Source organism: Bradyrhizobium sp. USDA 4472, assembly GCF_054058595.1.
This window is the reverse complement of the sequence record NZ_JBSSAM010000001.1, coordinates 6,315,001-6,334,205: the sequence shown is the minus strand read 5'-3', so window position 1 is coordinate 6,334,205 and position 19,205 is coordinate 6,315,001. Positions and strand designations below refer to the sequence as shown.

Below are 19,205 nucleotides of genomic sequence, written 5' to 3'. Positions count from 1 at the left end.
CGATGAGCGACCGGCACAACCAGTACAATATCGGCCTCGACAAAACCCCCGCCAATTACGTGCCGCTGTCGCCGCTCAGCTTCCTCGCACGCAGCGCTGCCGTCTATCCCGATCACATCAGCACGGTCTATGAGGCGCGCAGCTTCACCTGGGCCCAGACGCATGAGCGCTGCAAGCGCTTTGCCTCCTGGCTCGCCGGCAAAGGCGTCGGCGTCGGCGATACTGTTGCTGTGATGCTGCCCAACATCCCAGCGATGAACGAGGCGCACTTTGCCGTTCCGATGACGGGCGCCGTGCTCAACGCGCTCAACATCCGCCTCGATGCGCCCTCGATCGCATTTCAGCTCGATCATGGCGGCGCGAAAATCATTCTGGTCGACCCCGAATTCTCGCGCGTGATCACCGATGCGCTCGCGCAAATGAGCGGCCCGAAGCCTTTCGTGATCGACGTCGACGATGCCGCCTTCACGGGCGGCAAGCGCATCGGCGAGATCGAATACGAAGCCGCCGTCGCGCAAGGCGATCCGAACTTCACGGCGATCCCGCCGCAAGACGAATGGGATGCGATCGCACTGAGCTACACTTCAGGCACAACAGGCAATCCCAAGGGCGTCGTCACCCATCATCGCGGCGCCTACCTCAACGCCGTCAGCAACATCCTCGCCGGCAATCTCGGTCAGCATCCGGTCTATCTCTGGACGTTGCCGATGTTCCATTGCAATGGCTGGTGCTTTCCCTGGACCCTTGCGGCCGCCGCCGGCATCAATGTCTGCCTGCGCAAGATCGAGCCGACCAAAATCTTCGAGCTGATCAGGCAGCACGGCGTCACCCACATGTGTGGCGCGCCGATCGTCTACAACACGCTGATCAATGCGCCCGATGCGCCGAACGGCGACGCTGCACCCCGCGTCGTCGGGCTGATCGCCGGCGCCGCACCGCCGGTCGCCGTGCTCGAAGGGGCGGAGAGCATCGGCATCAAGCTCACGCATGTGTATGGCCTCACCGAGGTCTACGGCCCCGCTTCCGTCTGTGCCGAGCAGCCCGGCTGGGACGATCTCCCCGCCGCGGAGCGCGCGCGCATGAAGCGGCGGCAGGGCGTGCCCTACCCGCTCGAGGAAGCTGTCACCGTCATCAATCCGCAAACCATGCACGAGGTGCCGCGCGACGGCGAAACCATCGGCGAGGTGATGTTCCGCGGCAACATCGTGATGAAGGGGTATCTGAAGAACGAGAAGGCCACGAAGGAAGCGTTCGAGGGCGGCTGGTTTCACACCGGCGACCTTGGCGTGCTTGACGAGCACGGCTACGTCACGATCAAGGATCGCTCCAAGGACATCATCATCTCCGGCGGCGAGAACATTTCCTCCGTCGAGGTCGAGGACATTCTCTACAAGCACCCGGCCGTGCTGTTCGCGGCCGTCGTCGCCAAGCCCGATCCGAAATGGGGCGAAGTGCCCTGTGCTTTCGTCGAGCTCAAGGACGGCGCCAGCGCGACCGAGGCCGACATCATCGCGTTCTGCCGCACGCAGATGAGCGGCTTCAAGACGCCGAAGGCCGTCGTGTTCGGACCGATTCCGAAGACGTCGACGGGAAAGATCCAGAAATTCCTGCTGCGCAATGAGGTCGGTTCGACCAAGGCGATTACTGCCTGAGTTGAACGCGCACCTAGTGCGTCTCCAGCCGCATCCCGTCGTAAGCCGGCACCACGCCCGCGGGCAGCGTCTGCCGGATCACCTCGTAATCGACGTCGGCCGTCATGTTGGTGATGACGGCGCGCTTCGGCTTGAAGCGTTCGATCCAGGACAGCGCGTCGTTGATGCTGAAATGGCTGACATGCTGGGTGTAGCGCAGGCCGTCTACGATCCAGAGATCGAGGTTTTCCAGGGCACCCCAGCTCTCGCGCGGGATGTCGTTGAGGTCGGGCGTGTAGGCGGCGTTGCCAATGCGATAGCCGAGCGCGGGGATCTGGCCGTGCTGGACCAGGAAGGCGGTCATGGTCACGTCCCCGCCCTTGCCGATAACGATTTGGCTCCCGCCGGCCTCGATCGAATGCCGCGTCAGGATCGGCGGATAGTCGCTGCCCTCCGGCGAGATGAAGCAGTAGGAGAACCGCGCCATGATGTCCTTCGCAGTCGACTGATTGAAATAGGTCGGAATGCGCTTGCGCATGTGGAGAACGACGGAGCGCAGATCGTCCATGCCATGGGTCTGGTCCGCATGCTCATGGGTCAGGAACACCGCGTCGATGTGGTCGACATTGGTATCGATGAGTTGCTCGCGCAGATCCGGCGAGGTATCGATCACAATGCGCGTGGTGCCGTGGCTTGACGTTTTCTCGACCAGCAGCGAGCAGCGGCGGCGGCGGTTCTTGGGATTGCTGGGATCGCAGGCGCCCCAGCCGAGCGCCGGGCGCGGCACGCCGGCGGAGGAGCCGCAGCCCAGGATCGTCAGCGTCAGTGTCATGCGGCTCCCAATCTCAAGCTTTCACCTTGGAGAACAGGCGGAAGAAGTTTTCGCTGGTCTGGCGTGAGATCTCGTCAAACGACACGCCGCGCGTCTCGGCCAGCACCTTGGCGACCTCGACCACATAGGCCGGCTCGTTGCGCTTGCCACGGAACTTGCCCGGCGCAAGATAGGGCGAGTCGGTTTCAACCAGAATACGCTCGGGCGGCAGCTCAGCCGCGAGCGCACGCAAGGTGTCCGACTTCTTGAAGGTCAGGATGCCCGTGAAGCCGATGTAGAGCCCGAGCGATACCGCCTTCAGCGCCAGCTCGCGCCCGCCCGTGTAACAATGCAGCACGGCGCGAAACGATCCCTTGGCCGCCTCCTCTTCGAGGATGCGGGCGCAGTCCTCATCCGCTTCGCGGGTGTGGATCACCAGCGGCAGGCCCGTGGCGCGCGCGGCGGCAATATGAGCACGAAAGCCCCTCGCCTGCGCTTCCGGCGAGCCGTCGTCGTAGAAATAGTCGAGCCCGGCCTCGCCGAGCGCGACGACCTTGGGATGCTGCGTCAGGGCGATCAGCTCGTCCGCCGAAATGCCGTCTTCCTCATCCGCGTTGTGCGGATGGGTCCCGACCGAGCAATAGACGTCGTCATAACGCCCGGAGATGGCGAGAAGCTGATCGAGCTTTCGCACCCGCGTCGAGATCGTGACCATGCGGCCGATCCCGGCCGTGCGGGCGCGCGATACGATCCCGTCGAGGTCTTCCGCAAAGTCCGGAAAATCCAGATGACAGTGACTGTCGACCAGCATCGTTATGTCCGCCTCAGGCCGCGGGCTCGATGTAGCGCGGGAACGCCGGCGTCGGCGCCGGCAGCATCGAGCCGGGCGCGATCCGCTTGTCACCGCCGAGCATCGCGAAGTTGCGCTCTCCTTCGGGGATGGCGAGGCTGTCGAGCAGGAGGCTGGAAGCAGTCGGCATTGCCGGCTGAGCCAGAATCGCGATCTGCCGGACGACTTCGGCGGTGACGTAGAGCACCGTCTTCTGCCTGACAGGATCGGTCTTGGCGAGCGCCCACGGCGCCTCGCCCGCGAAATAGCGGTTGGCTTCCGCAACAACGGCCCATACGGCGTTGAGCCATTGATGGATCTGCTGCGTGGCCATCGCCTCGCGCGACGCTCCGACCATTCCGTCGGCCATCGCCAAAATCGCTTTGTCGTTGTCGCTGAACGCGCCGGGCTCGGGCAGCACGCCACCGAGCTGCTTTGCAATCATCGACAGCGAGCGCTGAGCGAGGTTGCCGAGATCGTTGGCGAGATCGGCGTTGATGCGCGCCACGATGGCTTCATGGTTGTAGTTGCCGTCCTGGCCGAACGGCACCTCGCGCAGGAAGAAATAGCGCATCTGATCGACGCCATACTGGTCGGCGAGATTGAAGGGATCGACGACGTTGCCGACCGATTTCGACATCTTCTCGCCCCTGTTGAACAGGAAGCCATGGGCATAGACGCGCTTCGGCAGCGGGAGCCCGGCCGATAGCAGGAAGGCCGGCCAGTACACCGCGTGGAAGCGGATGATGTCCTTGCCGATGATGTGCACATCCGCCGGCCAGTAGCGCCAGTTCTTGTCAGTCTCGTCGGGGAAGCCGACGCCGGTGATGTAGTTGGTGAGCGCGTCGACCCACACATACATCACGTGTTCTTCGTCGCCGGGCACTTTGACGCCCCAGTCGAACGTCGTGCGCGAGATCGAGAGATCGCGCAGGCCGCTCTTGACGAAGCTCATCACCTCGTTCTTGCGGGAGTCCGGCCCGATGAAATCGGGCTGATCCGCATAGAGCTTCAGCAGCTTGTCCTGGTAGGCCGAGAGGCGGAAGAAATAACTCTTCTCCTCGACCCATTCGACCGGCGTGCCCTGCGGCCCGAGCCGTACGCCGTCCTCGTTCAGGCGCGTCTCTTCCTCGGCGTAGTAGGCCTCGTCGCGCACCGAGTACCAGCCGGAATAGGTGTCGGCGTAGATGTCGCCGTTCGCTTCCATACGACGCCAGATCTCCTGGCTGGAGCGATGGTGTTGCTCCTCGGTGGTGCGGATGAAGCGGTCGAACGACACGTTGAGCCGCTCGTCCATCTCCTTGAAGCGTCCGGCGTTACGGGACGCCAGCGCGGAGGGAGTCAGGCCCTCGTTCTGCGCGGTCTGGACCATCTTCAGACCGTGCTCGTCGGTGCCGGTCAGGAAGAACACGTCCTTGCCGTCGAGCCGCGCAAAGCGCGCCAGCACGTCGGCGGAGATTGCCTCATAGGCGTGGCCGATATGCGGGACACCATTGGGATAGGCGATCGCGGTGGAGATGTAGAAGACGTTGTCGCGCGCGGGGGCGGCAACGGCCTTCGGCGCAGGCGGCGCTTTGGGTTTTGCTGCCTTGGTATTCGAGACTTTGGGCTTCGATACCTCGGGCTTGGAGACCACGGGGGGCACGGCCTTCGACGTCTTGGCAACAGCAGCTGGCGCGGCGGTTACGGCAGATGCGGTCACCTTCGCCCTCTTGGCTGCCTTGTTCGATGGAGCTTTGGCGGACTTTTTTGCGACCTTCGTCGTGGCGGCCTTCTTGGCGACGGCCTGCTTCTTCGCGGCTTTCTTGCCCGCCTTCTTTGCACCCTTCGCGGCGGTCTTCTTCACGCCTTTCTTGGCAGAGGCCCGTTTGGTCTTCTTGACCTTCTTGGCAGCCTTGCGGCCGAGTGCCTTTGTCGACTTTTTCGCGGCGTTGTTCGCAGCCTTCTTGCTACCCTTGGCCTTGGCCGTTTTCTTAGCTCGTGCTGCCACGACGAATTCCTCTACCGGATTCTCGAAATTTGGAAACGAAATTGCGTTGTTTGCGCATGATCTTTTCGGAAAACCGCTCCGCACTTTTCCGGATCATGCTCTAGCGCGTTGCGTCCGCCAGCCAGCCGAACACCGAAAAAACCAAGGGCTTTCGCTCCAGATTGTAGGTTTCAGTGTCGCGCGCGGCGCGGACGATCTTTTCCCATACCTGGGCTAGCCGCGCAAGGCGCGGCAGGTTCTGGTTGGCATTGGCTTCGTTCGCATGCAGGCTTTCCGCGATCCAGCGATCGATGCCATCGATGAACGCCGCAAGCGCGACCCGGTCGTTGGTGGGAAGCGAATCGCCAAGCGTATGCAGCTCCCGCGGATCGAGCTGCGGCAGGCGCGCCAGCAGCGCCGCCGTGCGCTGCTGGAGCTTGAGCGCGTCGCCGCCGAGCAGCGTCAGCGCGCGCGCGACGCTGCCTTCGGAGGCCTCTGCGGCCTCGCGTAGCGCCTGATCCGTCGGCGCAAGGTCGCCGGCCGCAGCCGCCGCTCCGATCACCTCGTCGATTGTGAGCGAACGCAGGCGCAGCTTGCGACAGCGCGACTGGATCGTGGCGAGCACACGTGCCGGTGCGTGGCTCACCAGGAGGAACAGCGATTGCTGCGGCGGCTCCTCCAGGATCTTCAGCAACGCGTTCGCCGCATTGGGATTGAGCTCGTCGACGGTGTCGACGATGCAGACGCGCCAGCCTTCAGCCGCCGCCGTCGAGCCGAAGAACGAAATGGTCTCGCGCGTCTCGTCGACGGTGATGACGGTACGCATCACGCCGCGGTCATTCGCGCTACGCTCCAACGTCAGCAACCCGCCATGCGAGCTCGCTGCAACCTGCCGCGCCACGGTATCGTCAGGATCGATCGCGAGGTCTTCGGCGCCCTGCACGGCGGGAGCCTGCGGCTCTCCGTGGGCGAGCACGAACCGCGCCATCCGGTAGGCCAGCGTCGCCTTGCCGATTCCTTGCGGTCCGCCAATCAGCCAGGCGTGCGGAATGCGCCCGCTGCGATAAGCCGTCAGCAGCGCGGTCTCGGCCTCGCGGTGGCCAAACAGCAAACTGGTCTCGCGCGGATGTGGAATCGCGCTCTCGCGCTCGACGTGACGCCGGCTCATGCCGAGACCACCGATGCTGAGGTCGCCAGGAGGCGGTCGCGCAGCGCAGTCCACACCCGCCCGGCGACCGTGTCCGGGTCGGAATTGGCGTCGATCAGAACGCAGCGCGAAGGATCATCCGCCGCAATCTTGCGATAGGCCTCGCGCAGACCCTGATGGAAGGCGAGCTGCTCGCCCTCAAATCTGTCAGGCGTGCCACTGCCCCGCCGCGCCGCCGCGCGTGCCAGGCCGATTTCAACAGGCAAATCGAGGATGATGGTGAGATCAGGCTTGAGATCACCGATCGTGACGCGCTGCATCGCATTGATCAGCGCGGTGGGCACGCTGCCGAGGCTGCCCTGATAGGCCCGGGTCGAGTCGGCGAAGCGGTCGCACAGGACCCAGATGCCCCGGTTGAGCGCAGGCTGGATCACGGTGCGGACATGGTCGTCGCGCGCGGCCGCAAACAGCAGCGTCTCCGCTTCGGGCCCGAGCAGCTTGCCCATGCCCGACAGCACCAGATGCCGCATGATCTCTGCGCCCGGCGAGCCGCCCGGCTCGCGCGTGACGAGGATGCGCATCCTTGCCGCCTTGAGACGATCGGCGAGTTTCTTGATCTGGGTCGACTTGCCCGTCCCCTCGCCGCCTTCAAAGGTGACGAAGCGCCCGCGTCCGGACGGCCATGTTACCGCGCTTTCACTCATGATCAGAGCTTCTCGGCGCCTGCGCGGAACATGCCGATGACGAGCTCGCTGGCGCCATCGATCGCGCGCCGCATGGTCGAGCCGGTGCCAACAGCCTCGGCCGCGTAGACCGGCGTCTCGACGGCGATATTGCCGCTGCGCCAGACCTTGGCCACGCCGACCTGCTGGCCCGCCTGGACCGGCGCGCGCACCGGGCCGTTATAGACAACGCGCGCGATCAGCTTGTCGCCGCCGCTTTTGTGCACCATCACCTTCACCGGCTCTTTCGCAATCAGCTTCACCGAGCGGCTGTCGCCGCCAAAGACCTTGGCGTAACCGAGGGGCTGGTCAGCTGCGATCAGCGTGCGGGTCTCGAAATTGCGAAAGCCCCATTCCAGCATCTTCTTGGCTTCGGTGGCGCGGTCTTCGGAATCTTCCAGGCCGTTGACGACGACGATCAATCGGGTGCCGTTCTGCACGGCCGAGCCGACCATGCCGTAGCCGCCCTCCTTGGTGTAGCCGGTCTTTAGCCCGTCTGCTCCTTCCATCGAATTGAGCAGCGGATTGCGGTTGGGCTGGCGGATCTTGTTCCAGGTGAACTCCTTTTCGCCGAACAGTTTATAGAATTCGGGAAAGTCCAGGATGATGTGCCGGGCAAGCATGCCGAGCTCACGCACCGTCATCTTGTTGCCGGGGTCGGGCAAGCCGTTGGAATTGGCAAAGGTCGATTTGGTCATGCCGAGCTCCCGGGCGCGCTTGGTCATGAAATCGGCGGCAAAAATCTTCTCGCTGCCGGCAATGCCTTCTGCGAGCGCGATGCAGGCGTCGTTGCCGCTCTGGATGATGGCACCGTGCAGGAGGTCATCGACCGAGACCTTGCTGTTGATGGCAGCGAACATGGTCGAGGTGCCGGAAGGGGCGCCGCCCTTGCGCCAGGCATTCTCGCTGATCCGGTATTCGTCGGTCAGCTTGACGTCGCCCTTCTTGATCGCGTTGAACACGACCTCGGCGGTCACCAGCTTCATCATGCTGGAGGGTGCGCGCAGCTCGTCGGCGTTCTTCTCGAACAGCACGCTGCCGCTCGAAGCCTCGATCAGGATCGCGGTGGGGGCATCGCCGTCGAAGCCGGTATCCTCGGTCTTCCTGGCGCCCTGCACGCTCTGGTTCGCGGCATAGAGCACCCCGCCCCAGCCGAGGCTCACCGCAAGCGCCGCCGCAACCAGCCCGCGCGCCAGGGCTCCGGCTGTGAAGCCGGTATGACGAAGCGAGATGAGATGAAATGCCATGGCGAAGCCCTGAGAGCGCCGTTCTAACAAATGGAACAGGTGCGAACAACACGAGGGTCGTTGCTGCCCCCGAGATTGCACGATTCTCATTGCGCCCCTATCGTGGCACCTGATGTTTTTCAACCAAACCCCTGAAACAAGGCGGAAAAGCGATGCCCATGACCCGAGGGATCAAGGCCAACGGGATCGACCTCTTCGTCCGCGAGGCCGGTCAGGGACCACTGGTGGTGCTGTGCCATGGCTGGCCGGAACTGTCCTACTCGTGGCGACACCAGATGCCTGCCTTAGCAGCGGCCGGGTTTCATGTCGTGGCCCCCGACATGCGGGGCTACGGCCAGAGCGCGGCGCCGCCCGAGGTGGCAGCCTATTCGATCTTCGATCTGGTCGGCGACGTCGTCGGCCTGGTCCGGGCGCTCGGCGAGACCAAAGCCGTCGTCGTCGGCCATGACTGGGGCGCGCCGGTCGCCTGGCACGCGGCACTGTTCCGCCCGGATATATTCACGGCCGTCGCAGGGCTGAGCGTGCCCCCGCCGTTCCGCGGACGCGGTAAGCCGCTCGAGCTGCTGCGCCAGGGCGGCATAACGAATTTCTACTGGCAGTATTTCCAGACGCCGGGTGTCGCCGAGGCCGAGTTCGAGCGTGACGTCGCCCGCACCATGCGTATTGTGCTCGGCGGCCGCGGACTTGCCGATCCGAACGCCGCGATGTTCGTCCAGGAGGGCAAGGGCTTTCTCGGCCATGCAGCAGCCGACGAGCCGCTGCCGTCGTGGCTGAGCGAGGCCGATCTTGCTCATTTCACCGAGAGCTTCCGCTCTTCCGGGTTTCGTGGCGGGCTGAATTGGTATCGCAACATCGACCGCAATTGGGAGCTGACCGCGCCCTGGCAGGACGCGCAAATCCACCAGCCCTCCCTGTTCATCGCCGGCGCGCAGGACGCCGTCATCACCGGCCTGATCGGCGCCAAGCGGGTCAACGATCTGGAGCGCGTGCTGCCCAATCTCACGAGAAAGCTGATCATCGACGGCGCTGGTCATTGGGTGCAGCAGGAACGGCCCGACGAGGTCAATGCCGCGCTTTTGCGGTTCTTGCGCGAAGCGCATCAGCTAGCTAGACGAGATCCTTCCTCATTGCGGTGTGGGCGGCGCCCACAGACCCGGCCTCGGCAAAGCTGTCGCGGCTTGCCTAGTACAGGCCGCGGCCGGTCAGAATGCTGCGTGCCTCGGCTGCGCCGTCATCGGAGGTCGCCGGACCGCTATCTCCGGCGTAGCGGCCGCTCTCGTCATAAGACACTTGCCGGGCGTTCTGGAGCACCCGGCCCCGGCTGCGGCTCGAGGCCGACATCTCGGACGTCGCGTCGATCGAGGCGAGGTCGGCCGACGTGTTGCCCAGGCTGTAGGGCCGCCCTTCCGGCATCGGGACTTCGCCCCTGAAGGCGCTGCGGCTTGATGACACCTCCGGCACGAACGGCCTGGCCGAAGCGACCCGGACCATCGAGGGTGACGGCGCCGGAACGCCGGTGCGCAAGGTCGCCATCAGCTGGCGGTCGTCGGAGCCTTCCAACGGCGCCCGGCCGACATATTCGACGCGGACCCTGGCAACACCATTGCCTTTGAATTCAAGCAGTTCGGCGGCTTTGTTCGAGACGTCGATGAGGCGGTTGCCGTGATAGGGCCCGCGGTCGTTGACGCGGACGATCAGCGACTTGCCATTGGAGAGATTGGTCACCCGCGCATAGGACGGCATCGGCAGGGTGGGATGCGCCGCGGTCAGCGAGCTCATGTCGAACACTTCGCCGTTGGCGGTCAGGCGACCATGGAAGTCGTCGCCATACCAGGAGGCCGTGCCCTCGGCGCGATAATTGACGTCCTCCTCCGGTACGTAGGTCCGGCCTGCAACGACATAAGGCTTTCCGACGCGATAGGTGCCGCCGCCCTTGGGGACGGGTTCGCCGAAGCCAACGACCCGTGGGCTCGACGACACGCCGTATTTGGGATCCACCCGGCTGGCGAACTTGTTGGACGAGGCGCAATTGGCAAGCGCAAGGCAACCGGCCACCACCGCAACGCACCGCGCAGCCCGCACCACCGAATCTGATCGTCGGATCCCCATTCGCCCCAAATACCATTTCCCCGGAGACGGCCCCAACCCGCTTGCACACGGGAATCGCCTTCCGGTCCTCAAGCCCGAGGCGGCCCACCACCGTCTCGGAGACGGTAACGATAACGCAACCCGAACACGGCGGAAATGGGGAGCCCACAACGTTCGCGTCGGCATGGTAAACAGGACGTTCGGCATTCTCGTTGATAAATGGGGCGCAATGGCCTCTCAGCCGCCTCTGATGTGCCAGTCCCGCACAAGCTGTTGCGCCAAAACCTCACTCCACCCCCGATATCGTCGGCTTCACGGGAATTCTTTTGACTGTGCAAGGCCGCGCGCGTTTTCTCGCGTGCAGGGGCGGGATTGGAATTTAACGATGATCGAGACGGTTTCGGCACTGATGGGTCTGGTAAGCGCGGGAATCTTCCTGGCCCATGCGTTTGAAGGCTACCGCACGAGGGCCTGACGGCGCTCGCGCGGTTGACATTGCATCACCTCTTCAAGGCGGTACGTTCGGACAATTTTAATCAATCCGATCGAGCATCGAAGGCAAGAGCAGCAGGTGTCCCATGCGCAAACATGACTTCGTATCCGATGGCTTTCTGGCACTGACCGCAGGCGGCCTCGTGCTGCTCTGCTCGAGCCTCGTCGCCCTGGCCTTCGGCTGATCTCACGCCACCCGTTTCGAATTTTCAGAGCGCCGCGCGTCTGCGGCGCAGCACGCCGAATCACCCCGCTCCCGTTGAGTTGATTGAATTTCCGCGTTCGGCGCCTCGACCTAATTTCAAGAGGCCACGCCAACGCAGGTGACGCACATGCTCGCCGAAAAATTTCTACTGGTCCTGGAGTCGCTGATCCGAAGCAGCCGGACCTACCCCGACGGAAGCCCCCGGGTGATCAGCAGCTCCGCCCACGTCCCCGTGACGCTGCCGAACCAGAAATAGCGGCGCTTGACCACGGGGGCTCAGCGCAAGCCCAACGGCGAGCTCCGGTACAGGCTGTCACGCGCTTCGGACAGGCAGACGAAGCTGCCATCAAATCCCTGGCCGTAGAGCTTCTGCCCTTTGCGGTAATAGACGCTCTTCCTGAAATCCAGCCACACCACCTTGTCGCCTGGGCAATGGCGCTGCGCTTGCGCCTCATTGCGGAAGGGCGTCAGCGGGGTCGCCAATACCGCAGTGGCGCCGCCCACCGCACTTGCAAGTACGATGTGCCCGAGCCATCGGCCAAAGCCACTGCGCATAACTATCGGCCTCCCGATCCCCGCCACCCCCGGAGGCGGCCGTCATGCACGTTAGCATGAGACGGCGCGATCCACACCCGATGAACCGGGCGGCGTGTCTTCCACCGGCCAGCTTGGCGGGGTACATGATGACGAGACGATCTCAACGCGCGGATGCAATGTGAATGTCGGCAGAGCTTGAACCCACCGGACGCCGCCCGCGGCTCGGGCTGTTACCGATGATCATCTTCGGTTCGCGCTGGCTGCAATTGCCGCTCTATCTCGGGCTGATCGTGGCGCAATGCGTCTACATCGCGCTGTTCCTGAAGGAGCTCTGGCACCTCTCCTCGCATGTGCTCGATCTGACCGAGCAGGAGATCATGATGAGCGTGCTGGCGCTGATCGATGTGGTGATGATCTCAAATCTCCTGGTGATGGTGATCGTCGGCGGCTACGAGACCTTCGTGTCCCGGCTCGATCTCCAGGGCCACCCCGACGAGCCGGAATGGCTCGGCCACGTCAACGCCAGCGTGCTCAAGATCAAGCTTGCGATGGCCATCATCGGCATCTCCTCGATCGCGCTGCTGCGCACCTTCATCGAGGCCGGCAATCTCGGCTCGAGCCGCGCCAGCTTCACCGAGAGCGGCGTGATGTGGCAGGTGCTGATCCACCTCACCTTTATCGTCTCGGCGATCGGAATAGCCTTTGTCGACAGGTTCAGCGACATGACGGCACGCAAGCAGACAGAGTGATCAACCGCTCGCCTTTCCCCTCGTTACGCGCAAGGGGGCTGACGCGCGGGCGTCCACCGGCCGGCACTGAAGCGGCACGCATTGAGAAGTCAGTCTTTGCCTGCGGCCGCCTCACGGGCCAGCCGCTCGGCCTTGAGCCGTTCGCGATTGGCGTAAAACGCCTTCTGCGCTTCCTCATGGTCGCGCATGGCCTTTTCGGCCTCGAGGCGGCGCGCCGCATCGCGCGCCTGGCGCTGTTCGGGGGTCAGGGGTTTACGTCGGAAGGAAAGGTCTTCAGTCATGCCGAGGTAACGCGGCGGTGAGGAAAAGGTTCCGCCCGGTGGTCCGCATGGGGGACCGGTCAACACAAATCCCTGACCACTCAGGCTCTTGGGCGCTCGGCCGGTGCCATCGCAGACCGCCACGCGCCACATAGCGAAAACAACCCCATGCACAGTAGGCCACGTCGGATCGAGGACGAACCGGCTTGTCCCGCAAAGGCCTCTTGACCCGTCGGGCAAAACAGGCGCACAATACGATAATTCCGAAATCAATCATCATCGCCTTAGCGAACGCGCCGCCGCCCGGGGACCGGCGAGCCTGGACGTTGCGACCGATGCCTACCTCGTACTCCAGTCGTGACGATGCACTGAATTGGCCACATCGGACCGGCCCCGGAGATGCCCGGGACCATTCGGCAATTCAGAATCTCAGAACTAAGACACCTCGATTCACATTTGTTGTGGCGGGAACCGGGATCACCGGGAAGATTCGGCAAACCGGGGCTGGCTCCATACTTCACTAGCTTCTTTCACCCGGTCGATTTGCAAGTGGCGCGGGCCGCAGCGGGTGAGTTCGCTGCGGCCTTCGTCGTTTTTAAAAAGCCCTGGCTAAGCCGATCCGGGACAAAAGAACGCTGCAGTTGGAGCTATTCAAGGCGCCCCACCCGCGGTTGCGGCTCGACGGACTCAAACAACGCGATTCCGACTTCGCTCGGCGATGAAACACTGCCGACCCCTTGCTTACCGGAAGGGAACACAGCAGGCGTATTCGCTCCACGCCATTCACCGAAGATCAAGGATTCTTCTCTAGTCAGAACGGCCTGCTCGGTGGCCAAGGTGGGACGGTCGATGAGTGAGGGAGAACAACCAAAGGACAAGCGCGTCGCGTTCGAACGACCGATCGAAGCGCGCTTGATGGCGATCGACGGTACCTGGCAGCGCGGCTGCAAGATCCACGACGTCTCTGAAACGGGCGCAAAGCTGGTGATCGACGGTGCGGTGACGGATATCGGCCAGAAGGAATTTTTTCTTGTGTTGTCACCGATGGGTCTGGCTTACCGACACTGCGAACTCGCCTGGGTCAATGGTGAGTTCGTCGGCGTCCAATTCATCAACCGGGGCCGCGCCTCGAAGAGAGCGCGACGGGGCGAAACGCTGGTGAGTTGAAGACCCGGGTTCTTTCGGCTTGCGGGTTTTTCCACAGTAGATTGCGGAATCATCGTATCCGTCGGGCGCAGGGCCGCACTCCCTCCGGTGAGGTGCGGTTATGCGATGCTGCGTGTCCTGATTGCGCAACAAAGATTTGGATGTCCCCGATTGCATCGGCTTGAGGTTCGAGCCGGCTGGACGAATGCTGACGCGTTTAAATCTGTTTTCGACTGTTCCGTGACTGCGACTTGCCAACGCCTGGGTTGATCGGCAGCGCCGTGCCGGCGGCGCCTCCGGCGTCATAGGCCGTCGTCGAGACCATCCGGCCAGAGCTCCGCTGGGTCCGGAGCTTGAGGCCGAGCTTGTCGAATTCCGCATCGACCACCGAGGTCTTGAGAACCACCAGCTCGCGGCCGGTGCCTTCGTTGACCTGATCGCGGCTTGCCTTGATCGCCAGCAGCCTGTCGGCGATGGACACCACCATCCCGAGCGTGAAGGAGGCATTGGCCAGATGCCGCTGCTGGTGCCGGAACCTGCTGTACTCGATCGAGGTCTTGAAGCGGCCAAGTTCGGCGCGCACGGCGCCGTCAATCAATTCGGCCAGGTAATGGGCGACCTCGACATCCGCGCCGAGGCCAAAGAACACGTAGCTGCTCTCGCGGGCCGCGTTCTTCTCGCGCCAGACCCGACAATCGCAGAAATGGGCGATCGCGCCGATACAGTCGTCCAGAGGAATTCGCTTCTTGCGATGGGTCTCAAAGACCCGCCGCTCGCACGACGAGGCGCGCAGCTCGACGTCAGAAAGCGACAAATCGTGGCGATCCAATAGTTCGGCGACCTTGGCGGCGGCAGACAGCGCCTCGTCCTCGGTGCAGCCATTGGCGATCGTCTTGGCGCGCAACGCCTGAATGCGGAGCTTCAGCTTGTCGAGCCCGGCCGGATTAAACGCCTGATCCACCGATCACCTGCTCGACCGGCGGATCCGGGCCGGGCTCGTTGAGCGACCCGAAAGATAGGTGACAGAACGTACCGGACACATGGGTTCGACTTTCCGTTTTCGACTGGCGGAATGATCTTACTCGCACTTTCTCCGTTTTGGCGACAATTGCTAAGGTGTTTGCAACGGTCACCTCATCGCCAACATCGCGAAGAGCCTTTCGATTGAAGCCGGGGACCTTGTCACCCCAGCGCGTCAAAAAAAGCCTCCACGTCACGCTCCAATTTCTGTTTGAACGAAACTTCGCTCGGTAATCTTGATCGTCCGCGATCTGTTCATCTCGCCGACCTGTTTCGCCGATCCGACAGGGAACAACTCGCTTTCGCAAAGCAATGTGTGGCGCGTCTCACAGAGTTTACTGGCTCTGGCGCGATATCAATTCATCGCTCCGCTTGCCCCAGGAGCCATGTTGAAGCAAGGGCTTCCACCAAACCTGACAGAGAGGAATCAATCCATGTTGCGCAAATTTTCGGTTATTGCAGTTGCCGCAGTTTCCTTGGGTGCCGCTGCTCTGGCCCCAACCTCCGCATCCGCCTATGAGTTCGGCGGCTACCACGGCGGCGGCCATCGGAGTGGTGTAACCATCGTCCTCGGCGGACCCGGCTACTATGGCTACGATGACTGCGACCGCGACTACGATTACTACCACCACCATCCGCGTCGCTGGAGGCCGCTGTGAACTGCTTCTGACCTCAGTCGTCGTGAACGGTCCCAAAGGCGCGCGAATTGCGTAAATCCGCGCGCCTCTTCCAAGCCTTCTGCAGTCGCCACGAGCTACATCCTGATCCCGATGCGCGTGTCGGCGTAGTCGCTCTCGCGAAAGTGCCGATGCTCCTGAGACCGGCCTTGTTGCTCGGTTTGTTGCTGATACTGAGCCGCTCGGCATCGACGCGGTTTGGCCGGGGCAATCAAAGATATTTCGCGGCGGATCACACTGTGGCCCTTTGCTGATCCGACCCTGTCAGTCGCTCGAACCAAACCATTCCCTCGCCCGCAGCACGTCATTCGCCAAGGGGCAATCCCGGCCCGTTCGAGCTGGCGCAGGGGCATCCGGCAGCAACGGCGGCCAGCGTGATCGGCAATGTCACGGCGCCGCATTCATGGGCGAACGCCACGGCTTCAGTGCGACCTCGAGCGATCTCAGCTAAGCAAAGAGGTTTGCCCGCCATCAGCCTTGACCTGCGCATCGCTTTTGTTTTGCGGGGCTGGAGCGTTGGTGGTTTGGACCGCTAGAAATCCAGGGCGCGTACTCATAGACTCGTCGACAGCGGTCCGAGACGCCTCAGCCTCTATCTATCATCCAGCGATTCACTGCTTGATGAAAATTAAGAGGACCTGGAACGGTCATGTGCGTCTTAACGTACTTGAACCCTGCCTTTTGTAGAGCGCGGTTCGGTGCCACATTGAAGGCATTGGGCTCACAGAAGAGCTGCTTCAGCTTTAGACTCTGAAAATAGAGTTCGACGGTCTGCCTGACACAATCTACGCCGATCTCCTGATTGCGCAGTGAGGGATCCGTGATGTGAAGGTGCATATTTGCTTGCTGGCCAACGCGGATCTTGTCAGCAGTCGAGAACCCAAAAAACGTGTCATCGCTAAGCCAACTTACCAAGACGCTGCCTCTCTGCTCGACAGGATGGTCGAACATCTGCTCATAGAGTCGTTTCCATTGTGACGCGGGCGGCAGTCGCGTCGGATCGACCCCGAGCATTTCCAAGTGCTCTGGCGTTGCTGCGTGGAAGTACTCAATGATCAGTGTGGTTTCCTGCAAAGTCATTGGACGAACGGTGACTGCCATTGGTGCCTCTGCGAACGAACAGCGGTGCTCCACTAAATCGGAAATTGAAAATATTGCAGGCGCTCGACCATTGGCAAGTGGCAGGTGGCTGGATTCATCGTATCCGTCCGGTGAAGGCCGCCTTGCCGAATGAGGCGTGTTGTTGAGTACTGTCCTTATGGACGGTGATAGGCGCAGTGCCCAAGTCGAACGGCTTGAGGTGGTGGACACGGGCCGGCGACGGCGCTGGTCCGAGGATGAGAAGCTCAAGATCGTCCTTGAGAGCTTACAGTCGCCGCGTCAGGTCGCGGCAACAGCGCGGCGGTATGGCGGTTTCGCGCTCATTGCTGCTGCGATGGCGACGCTCGTTTCGGCCTGAGCCGAAGGATGCCGCCGATCCACCTGGCTTCGTACCTGCGATGGTGGTCGCGGAAGCAGGACCGACGCCCTGTCCAGTCGCGCCGGCCAGCAGCGGCGGGTCGATCGAGATCGAGTTTGCGGCCGGGGCTCGGATGCGGATCACGGGCGCGGTCGACGCGGCGACGCTGAAGGCCGCCGTGGCGGCACTGGCAGATGGACGGCCGCGGTGATCCCGAAGCGTCGAGCGTGCGGGTGTGGATTGCGACCGGCCACACCGATATGCGCCGCGGCATGAACCCGCTGGGCTTGCTGGTGCAGGAAGCCTTCAAGCGAGACCCGCACGGCGGCGACCTCTATGTGTTCCGTGGCAGGAGCGGCAAGCTAATCAAGATCCTTTGGCACGATGGACTGGGCATGTCGCTCTACGCCAAGCGGCTGGAGCGCGGCCGCTTCCTGTGGCCGTCGTCGGCTGATGGCGTGGTGACAATCACCCCAGCCCAGCTTGGCTACCTGCTGGAGGGCATCGACTGGCGGATGCCGCAACAGACCTGGCGACCACAGGCGGCTGGTTGATCGCTGGGATTTGAATCGGTGACAGGATCAGCGGTTCGGACAGAGATCGCGTCTTGTGATTCTCTGGTCGTCGATGAGTGCCGATGATTCTCTTCCCGACGATGTGACCACGCTGCAGGCGATGCTGCGCGCCGAGCGAGCGGCCCGGTTGGCCGCGCAAGCCGAAGCCCAGGCGGGAACATTGCTGATCGAGAAGCTCAAGCTCACGATCAAGAAGCTGCGGCACGAGCAGTTCGGACAGTCCTCCGAGCGAGGCGCATTGCTGGACCAGCTCGAGCTACAACTCGCCGACCTGGAGGAGAACGCGGCTCAAGCTGAGACCGCGGCGCAGATGGCAGCCGAGAAGATTGCGGTGCCATCGTTCGAGCGCCGCAAGCCAGCCCGCCGGCCGCTGCCGGAGCATTTGCCGCGGGAGCGCATTGTCTATCCCGTGCCGACCACCTGCCCATGCTGCGGCGACAGCCGATTGCGCAAGATTGGCGAGGACGTGACCGAGACGCTGGAGCTCGTTCCGCGACAGTGGAAGGTGATCCAGCACGTGCGCGAGAAGCTCGTCTGCCGGGCCTGCGAAGCGATCACCCAGCCGCCGGCTCCTTCGCATCCGATTGCGCGCGGGCGTGCAGGGCCAAAGCTGCTGGCCCATGTCCTGTTCGCCAAGTACGGCCTGCACCTACCGCTTCATCGTCAGAGCGACGTCTACAAGCGTGAAGGCATCGACCTTGACTTATCGACGCTCGCGGACTGGGTAGGTGCCTCCGCGGCAACCCTGATGCCTCTGGTCGATGCGATCCGGAGCCATGTCTTCGCAGCCGAGCGCATCCACGCGGATGACACCACGGTGCCGGTCCTTGCCAAGGGCAAGACCCGGACCGGCCGGCTATGGACCTACGTTCGCGGCGACCGTCCGTTTGCCGGCCCAGATCCACCGGCGGCCGTGTTCTTCTACTCGCCCGATCGTGGCGGTGCGCATCCGGAGCAACATCTGGCGGGTTATGCCGGACTGATGCAGGCCGACGCCTACGCCGGCTTTGGCAGGCTCTACGAGACCAATCGCAAGGGCGGCCCGATCATCGAGGCCGCGTGCTGGGCGCACGGCAGGCGCAAGTTCTTTGACCTCGCGCGGCTCACCAAGGCGCCGATCGCGGCGGAGGCGGTCAAGCGCACCGATGTCCTGTTCGCTATCGAGCGCGAGATCAACGGTCTTGCTGCGCAGGAACGTTTGCGTGTGCGCCAGGAGCGTAGCCGCCCTCTGATCGTCGAGCTGGAGGCGTGGTTGCGCGAGCAGCGCGCCAAGCTCTCCAGGAACAACGACACGACCAAGGCGATCAATTACTGCCTCAGCCGCTGGGATGCATTTACCCGCTTCCTTGATGACGGACGGCTTTGCATGTCGAACAATGCTGCCGAGCGTGAGCTACGGGCGGTCGCCGTGGGACGAAAAAATTGGACCTTCGCCGGCTCCGATGAGGGCGGCCGGCGAGCGGCGGCCATCTACACCCTTGTTGCTACCTGCAAACTCAACGACATCGATCCACAGGCTTGGCTCGCCGACGTGCTCGCGCGCATCAATGATCATGCTATCCAGAGGCTGGATGAGCTTCTGCCGTGGAATTGGCGAAAGCCAATGCCGAGCCATATCGAAGCAGCGTGAGCCGAGGACAC

The 19,205-nt window shown here is 63.0% G+C and carries 18 protein-coding genes and 1 pseudogene; 8 read left to right on the top strand and 11 right to left on the bottom strand.

Annotated features, from left to right (window positions below; translation table 11 throughout):
• The first annotated feature begins 2 nt into the window (after positions 1 to 2).
• Positions 3 to 1,652, top strand: coding sequence for an acyl-CoA synthetase (locus tag ACVWZ4_RS29735; protein WP_456703563.1), 1,650 nt, complete (start codon positions 3 to 5; stop codon positions 1,650 to 1,652).
• A gap of 13 nt (positions 1,653 to 1,665) precedes the next feature.
• Here ACVWZ4_RS29735 and ACVWZ4_RS29730 read toward each other — a convergent pair whose 3' ends face one another.
• From ACVWZ4_RS29730 to ACVWZ4_RS29705, 6 genes are all read right to left on the bottom strand, one after another.
• Positions 1,666 to 2,463, bottom strand: a complete 798-nt coding sequence (locus ACVWZ4_RS29730; protein ID WP_456703564.1) for an MBL fold metallo-hydrolase — start codon at positions 2,461 to 2,463, stop codon at positions 1,666 to 1,668.
• Positions 2,464 to 2,476: 13 nt separating this feature from the next.
• The gene (locus tag ACVWZ4_RS29725) at positions 2,477 to 3,253 is read right to left on the bottom strand and encodes a TatD family hydrolase (protein WP_456741721.1); all 777 of its coding nucleotides are present in this window, start codon (positions 3,251 to 3,253) and stop codon (positions 2,477 to 2,479) included.
• A 13-nt stretch (positions 3,254 to 3,266) separates the two neighbouring features.
• On the bottom strand, positions 3,267 to 5,261 hold the full coding sequence (metG, locus tag ACVWZ4_RS29720; RefSeq protein ID WP_456741720.1) for a methionine--tRNA ligase: 1,995 nt from the start codon (positions 5,259 to 5,261) through the stop codon (positions 3,267 to 3,269).
• Positions 5,262 to 5,361: 100 nt separating this feature from the next.
• Positions 5,362 to 6,408, bottom strand: coding sequence for a DNA polymerase III subunit delta' (locus ACVWZ4_RS29715; protein WP_456741719.1), 1,047 nt, complete (start codon positions 6,406 to 6,408; stop codon positions 5,362 to 5,364).
• Complete coding sequence (tmk, locus tag ACVWZ4_RS29710) at positions 6,405 to 7,091, bottom strand: dTMP kinase (RefSeq protein WP_456735125.1); 687 nt, start codon at positions 7,089 to 7,091, stop codon at positions 6,405 to 6,407. The genes ACVWZ4_RS29715 and tmk overlap by 4 nt, the downstream gene beginning before the upstream one ends.
• Before the next feature lie 2 nt (positions 7,092 to 7,093).
• Positions 7,094 to 8,356 (bottom strand): D-alanyl-D-alanine carboxypeptidase family protein, encoded by a 1,263-nt coding sequence (locus tag ACVWZ4_RS29705; protein WP_456741718.1) that lies wholly within the window; start codon positions 8,354 to 8,356, stop codon positions 7,094 to 7,096.
• A 152-nt stretch (positions 8,357 to 8,508) separates the two neighbouring features.
• Between ACVWZ4_RS29705 and ACVWZ4_RS29700 the strand changes: the two are divergent.
• Positions 8,509 to 9,453, top strand: a pseudogene (locus ACVWZ4_RS29700) (alpha/beta fold hydrolase); the annotation flags it as partial.
• Positions 9,454 to 9,538: 85 nt separating this feature from the next.
• On the opposite strand, the gene ACVWZ4_RS29695 reads toward ACVWZ4_RS29700, so the two are convergent.
• Complete coding sequence (locus ACVWZ4_RS29695; RefSeq protein ID WP_456735128.1) at positions 9,539 to 10,465, bottom strand: septal ring lytic transglycosylase RlpA family protein; 927 nt, start codon at positions 10,463 to 10,465, stop codon at positions 9,539 to 9,541.
• Positions 10,466 to 11,417: 952 nt separating this feature from the next.
• Complete coding sequence (locus ACVWZ4_RS29690) at positions 11,418 to 11,696, bottom strand: hypothetical protein (protein ID WP_456703572.1); 279 nt, start codon at positions 11,694 to 11,696, stop codon at positions 11,418 to 11,420.
• Between the two features lie 164 nt (positions 11,697 to 11,860).
• Here ACVWZ4_RS29690 and ACVWZ4_RS29685 point away from each other — a divergent pair, with 164 nt between their 5' ends.
• Entirely contained in the window at positions 11,861 to 12,427 is a 567-nt protein-coding gene (locus ACVWZ4_RS29685; protein ID WP_456735129.1) for a TIGR00645 family protein, read from the top strand.
• Positions 12,428 to 12,516: 89 nt separating this feature from the next.
• Here the strand turns inward: ACVWZ4_RS29685 and ACVWZ4_RS29680 are convergent, their stop codons facing one another.
• Complete coding sequence (locus ACVWZ4_RS29680) at positions 12,517 to 12,708, bottom strand: hypothetical protein (protein WP_456703574.1); 192 nt, start codon at positions 12,706 to 12,708, stop codon at positions 12,517 to 12,519.
• 528 nt (positions 12,709 to 13,236) lie between these two features.
• Here ACVWZ4_RS29680 and ACVWZ4_RS29675 point away from each other — a divergent pair.
• Entirely contained in the window at positions 13,237 to 13,854 is a 618-nt protein-coding gene (locus ACVWZ4_RS29675) for a PilZ domain-containing protein (RefSeq protein WP_456735130.1), read from the top strand.
• A 196-nt stretch (positions 13,855 to 14,050) separates the two neighbouring features.
• Here the strand turns inward: ACVWZ4_RS29675 and ACVWZ4_RS29670 are convergent, their stop codons facing one another.
• Positions 14,051 to 14,794, bottom strand: a complete 744-nt coding sequence (locus tag ACVWZ4_RS29670) for a DUF7168 domain-containing protein (protein WP_456735131.1) — start codon at positions 14,792 to 14,794, stop codon at positions 14,051 to 14,053.
• A 295-nt stretch (positions 14,795 to 15,089) separates the two neighbouring features.
• On the opposite strand from ACVWZ4_RS29670, the gene ACVWZ4_RS29665 reads away from it, so the two are divergent.
• A complete protein-coding gene (locus tag ACVWZ4_RS29665; protein WP_456735132.1) occupies positions 15,090 to 15,512 on the top strand; it encodes a hypothetical protein in 423 nt (140 codons plus the stop codon).
• A 603-nt stretch (positions 15,513 to 16,115) separates the two neighbouring features.
• Here ACVWZ4_RS29665 and ACVWZ4_RS29660 read toward each other — a convergent pair.
• Positions 16,116 to 16,631, bottom strand: a complete 516-nt coding sequence (locus ACVWZ4_RS29660) for a GNAT family N-acetyltransferase (protein ID WP_456790417.1) — start codon at positions 16,629 to 16,631, stop codon at positions 16,116 to 16,118.
• A gap of 305 nt (positions 16,632 to 16,936) precedes the next feature.
• Between ACVWZ4_RS29660 and ACVWZ4_RS29655 the strand changes: the two genes are divergently transcribed.
• The 3 genes from ACVWZ4_RS29655 (at position 16,937) to tnpC (ending at position 19,194) form a co-directional block, all read left to right on the top strand.
• Positions 16,937 to 17,200 carry a hypothetical protein gene (locus ACVWZ4_RS29655; protein ID WP_456735133.1) on the top strand — a complete coding sequence of 88 codons (264 nt, stop codon included), beginning with the start codon at positions 16,937 to 16,939 and terminating at the stop codon, positions 17,198 to 17,200.
• Positions 17,184 to 17,543, top strand: coding sequence for an IS66 family insertion sequence element accessory protein TnpB (gene tnpB / locus ACVWZ4_RS29650; RefSeq protein WP_456735134.1), 360 nt, complete (start codon positions 17,184 to 17,186; stop codon positions 17,541 to 17,543). The genes ACVWZ4_RS29655 and tnpB overlap by 17 nt, the downstream gene beginning before the upstream one ends.
• Positions 17,544 to 17,616: 73 nt before the next feature.
• Positions 17,617 to 19,194: an IS66 family transposase gene (gene tnpC / locus ACVWZ4_RS29645; RefSeq protein WP_456735135.1), complete on the top strand. Its 1,578-nt coding sequence runs from the start codon at positions 17,617 to 17,619 to the stop codon at positions 19,192 to 19,194.
• The last annotated feature ends 11 nt before the right edge of the window (positions 19,195 to 19,205 follow it).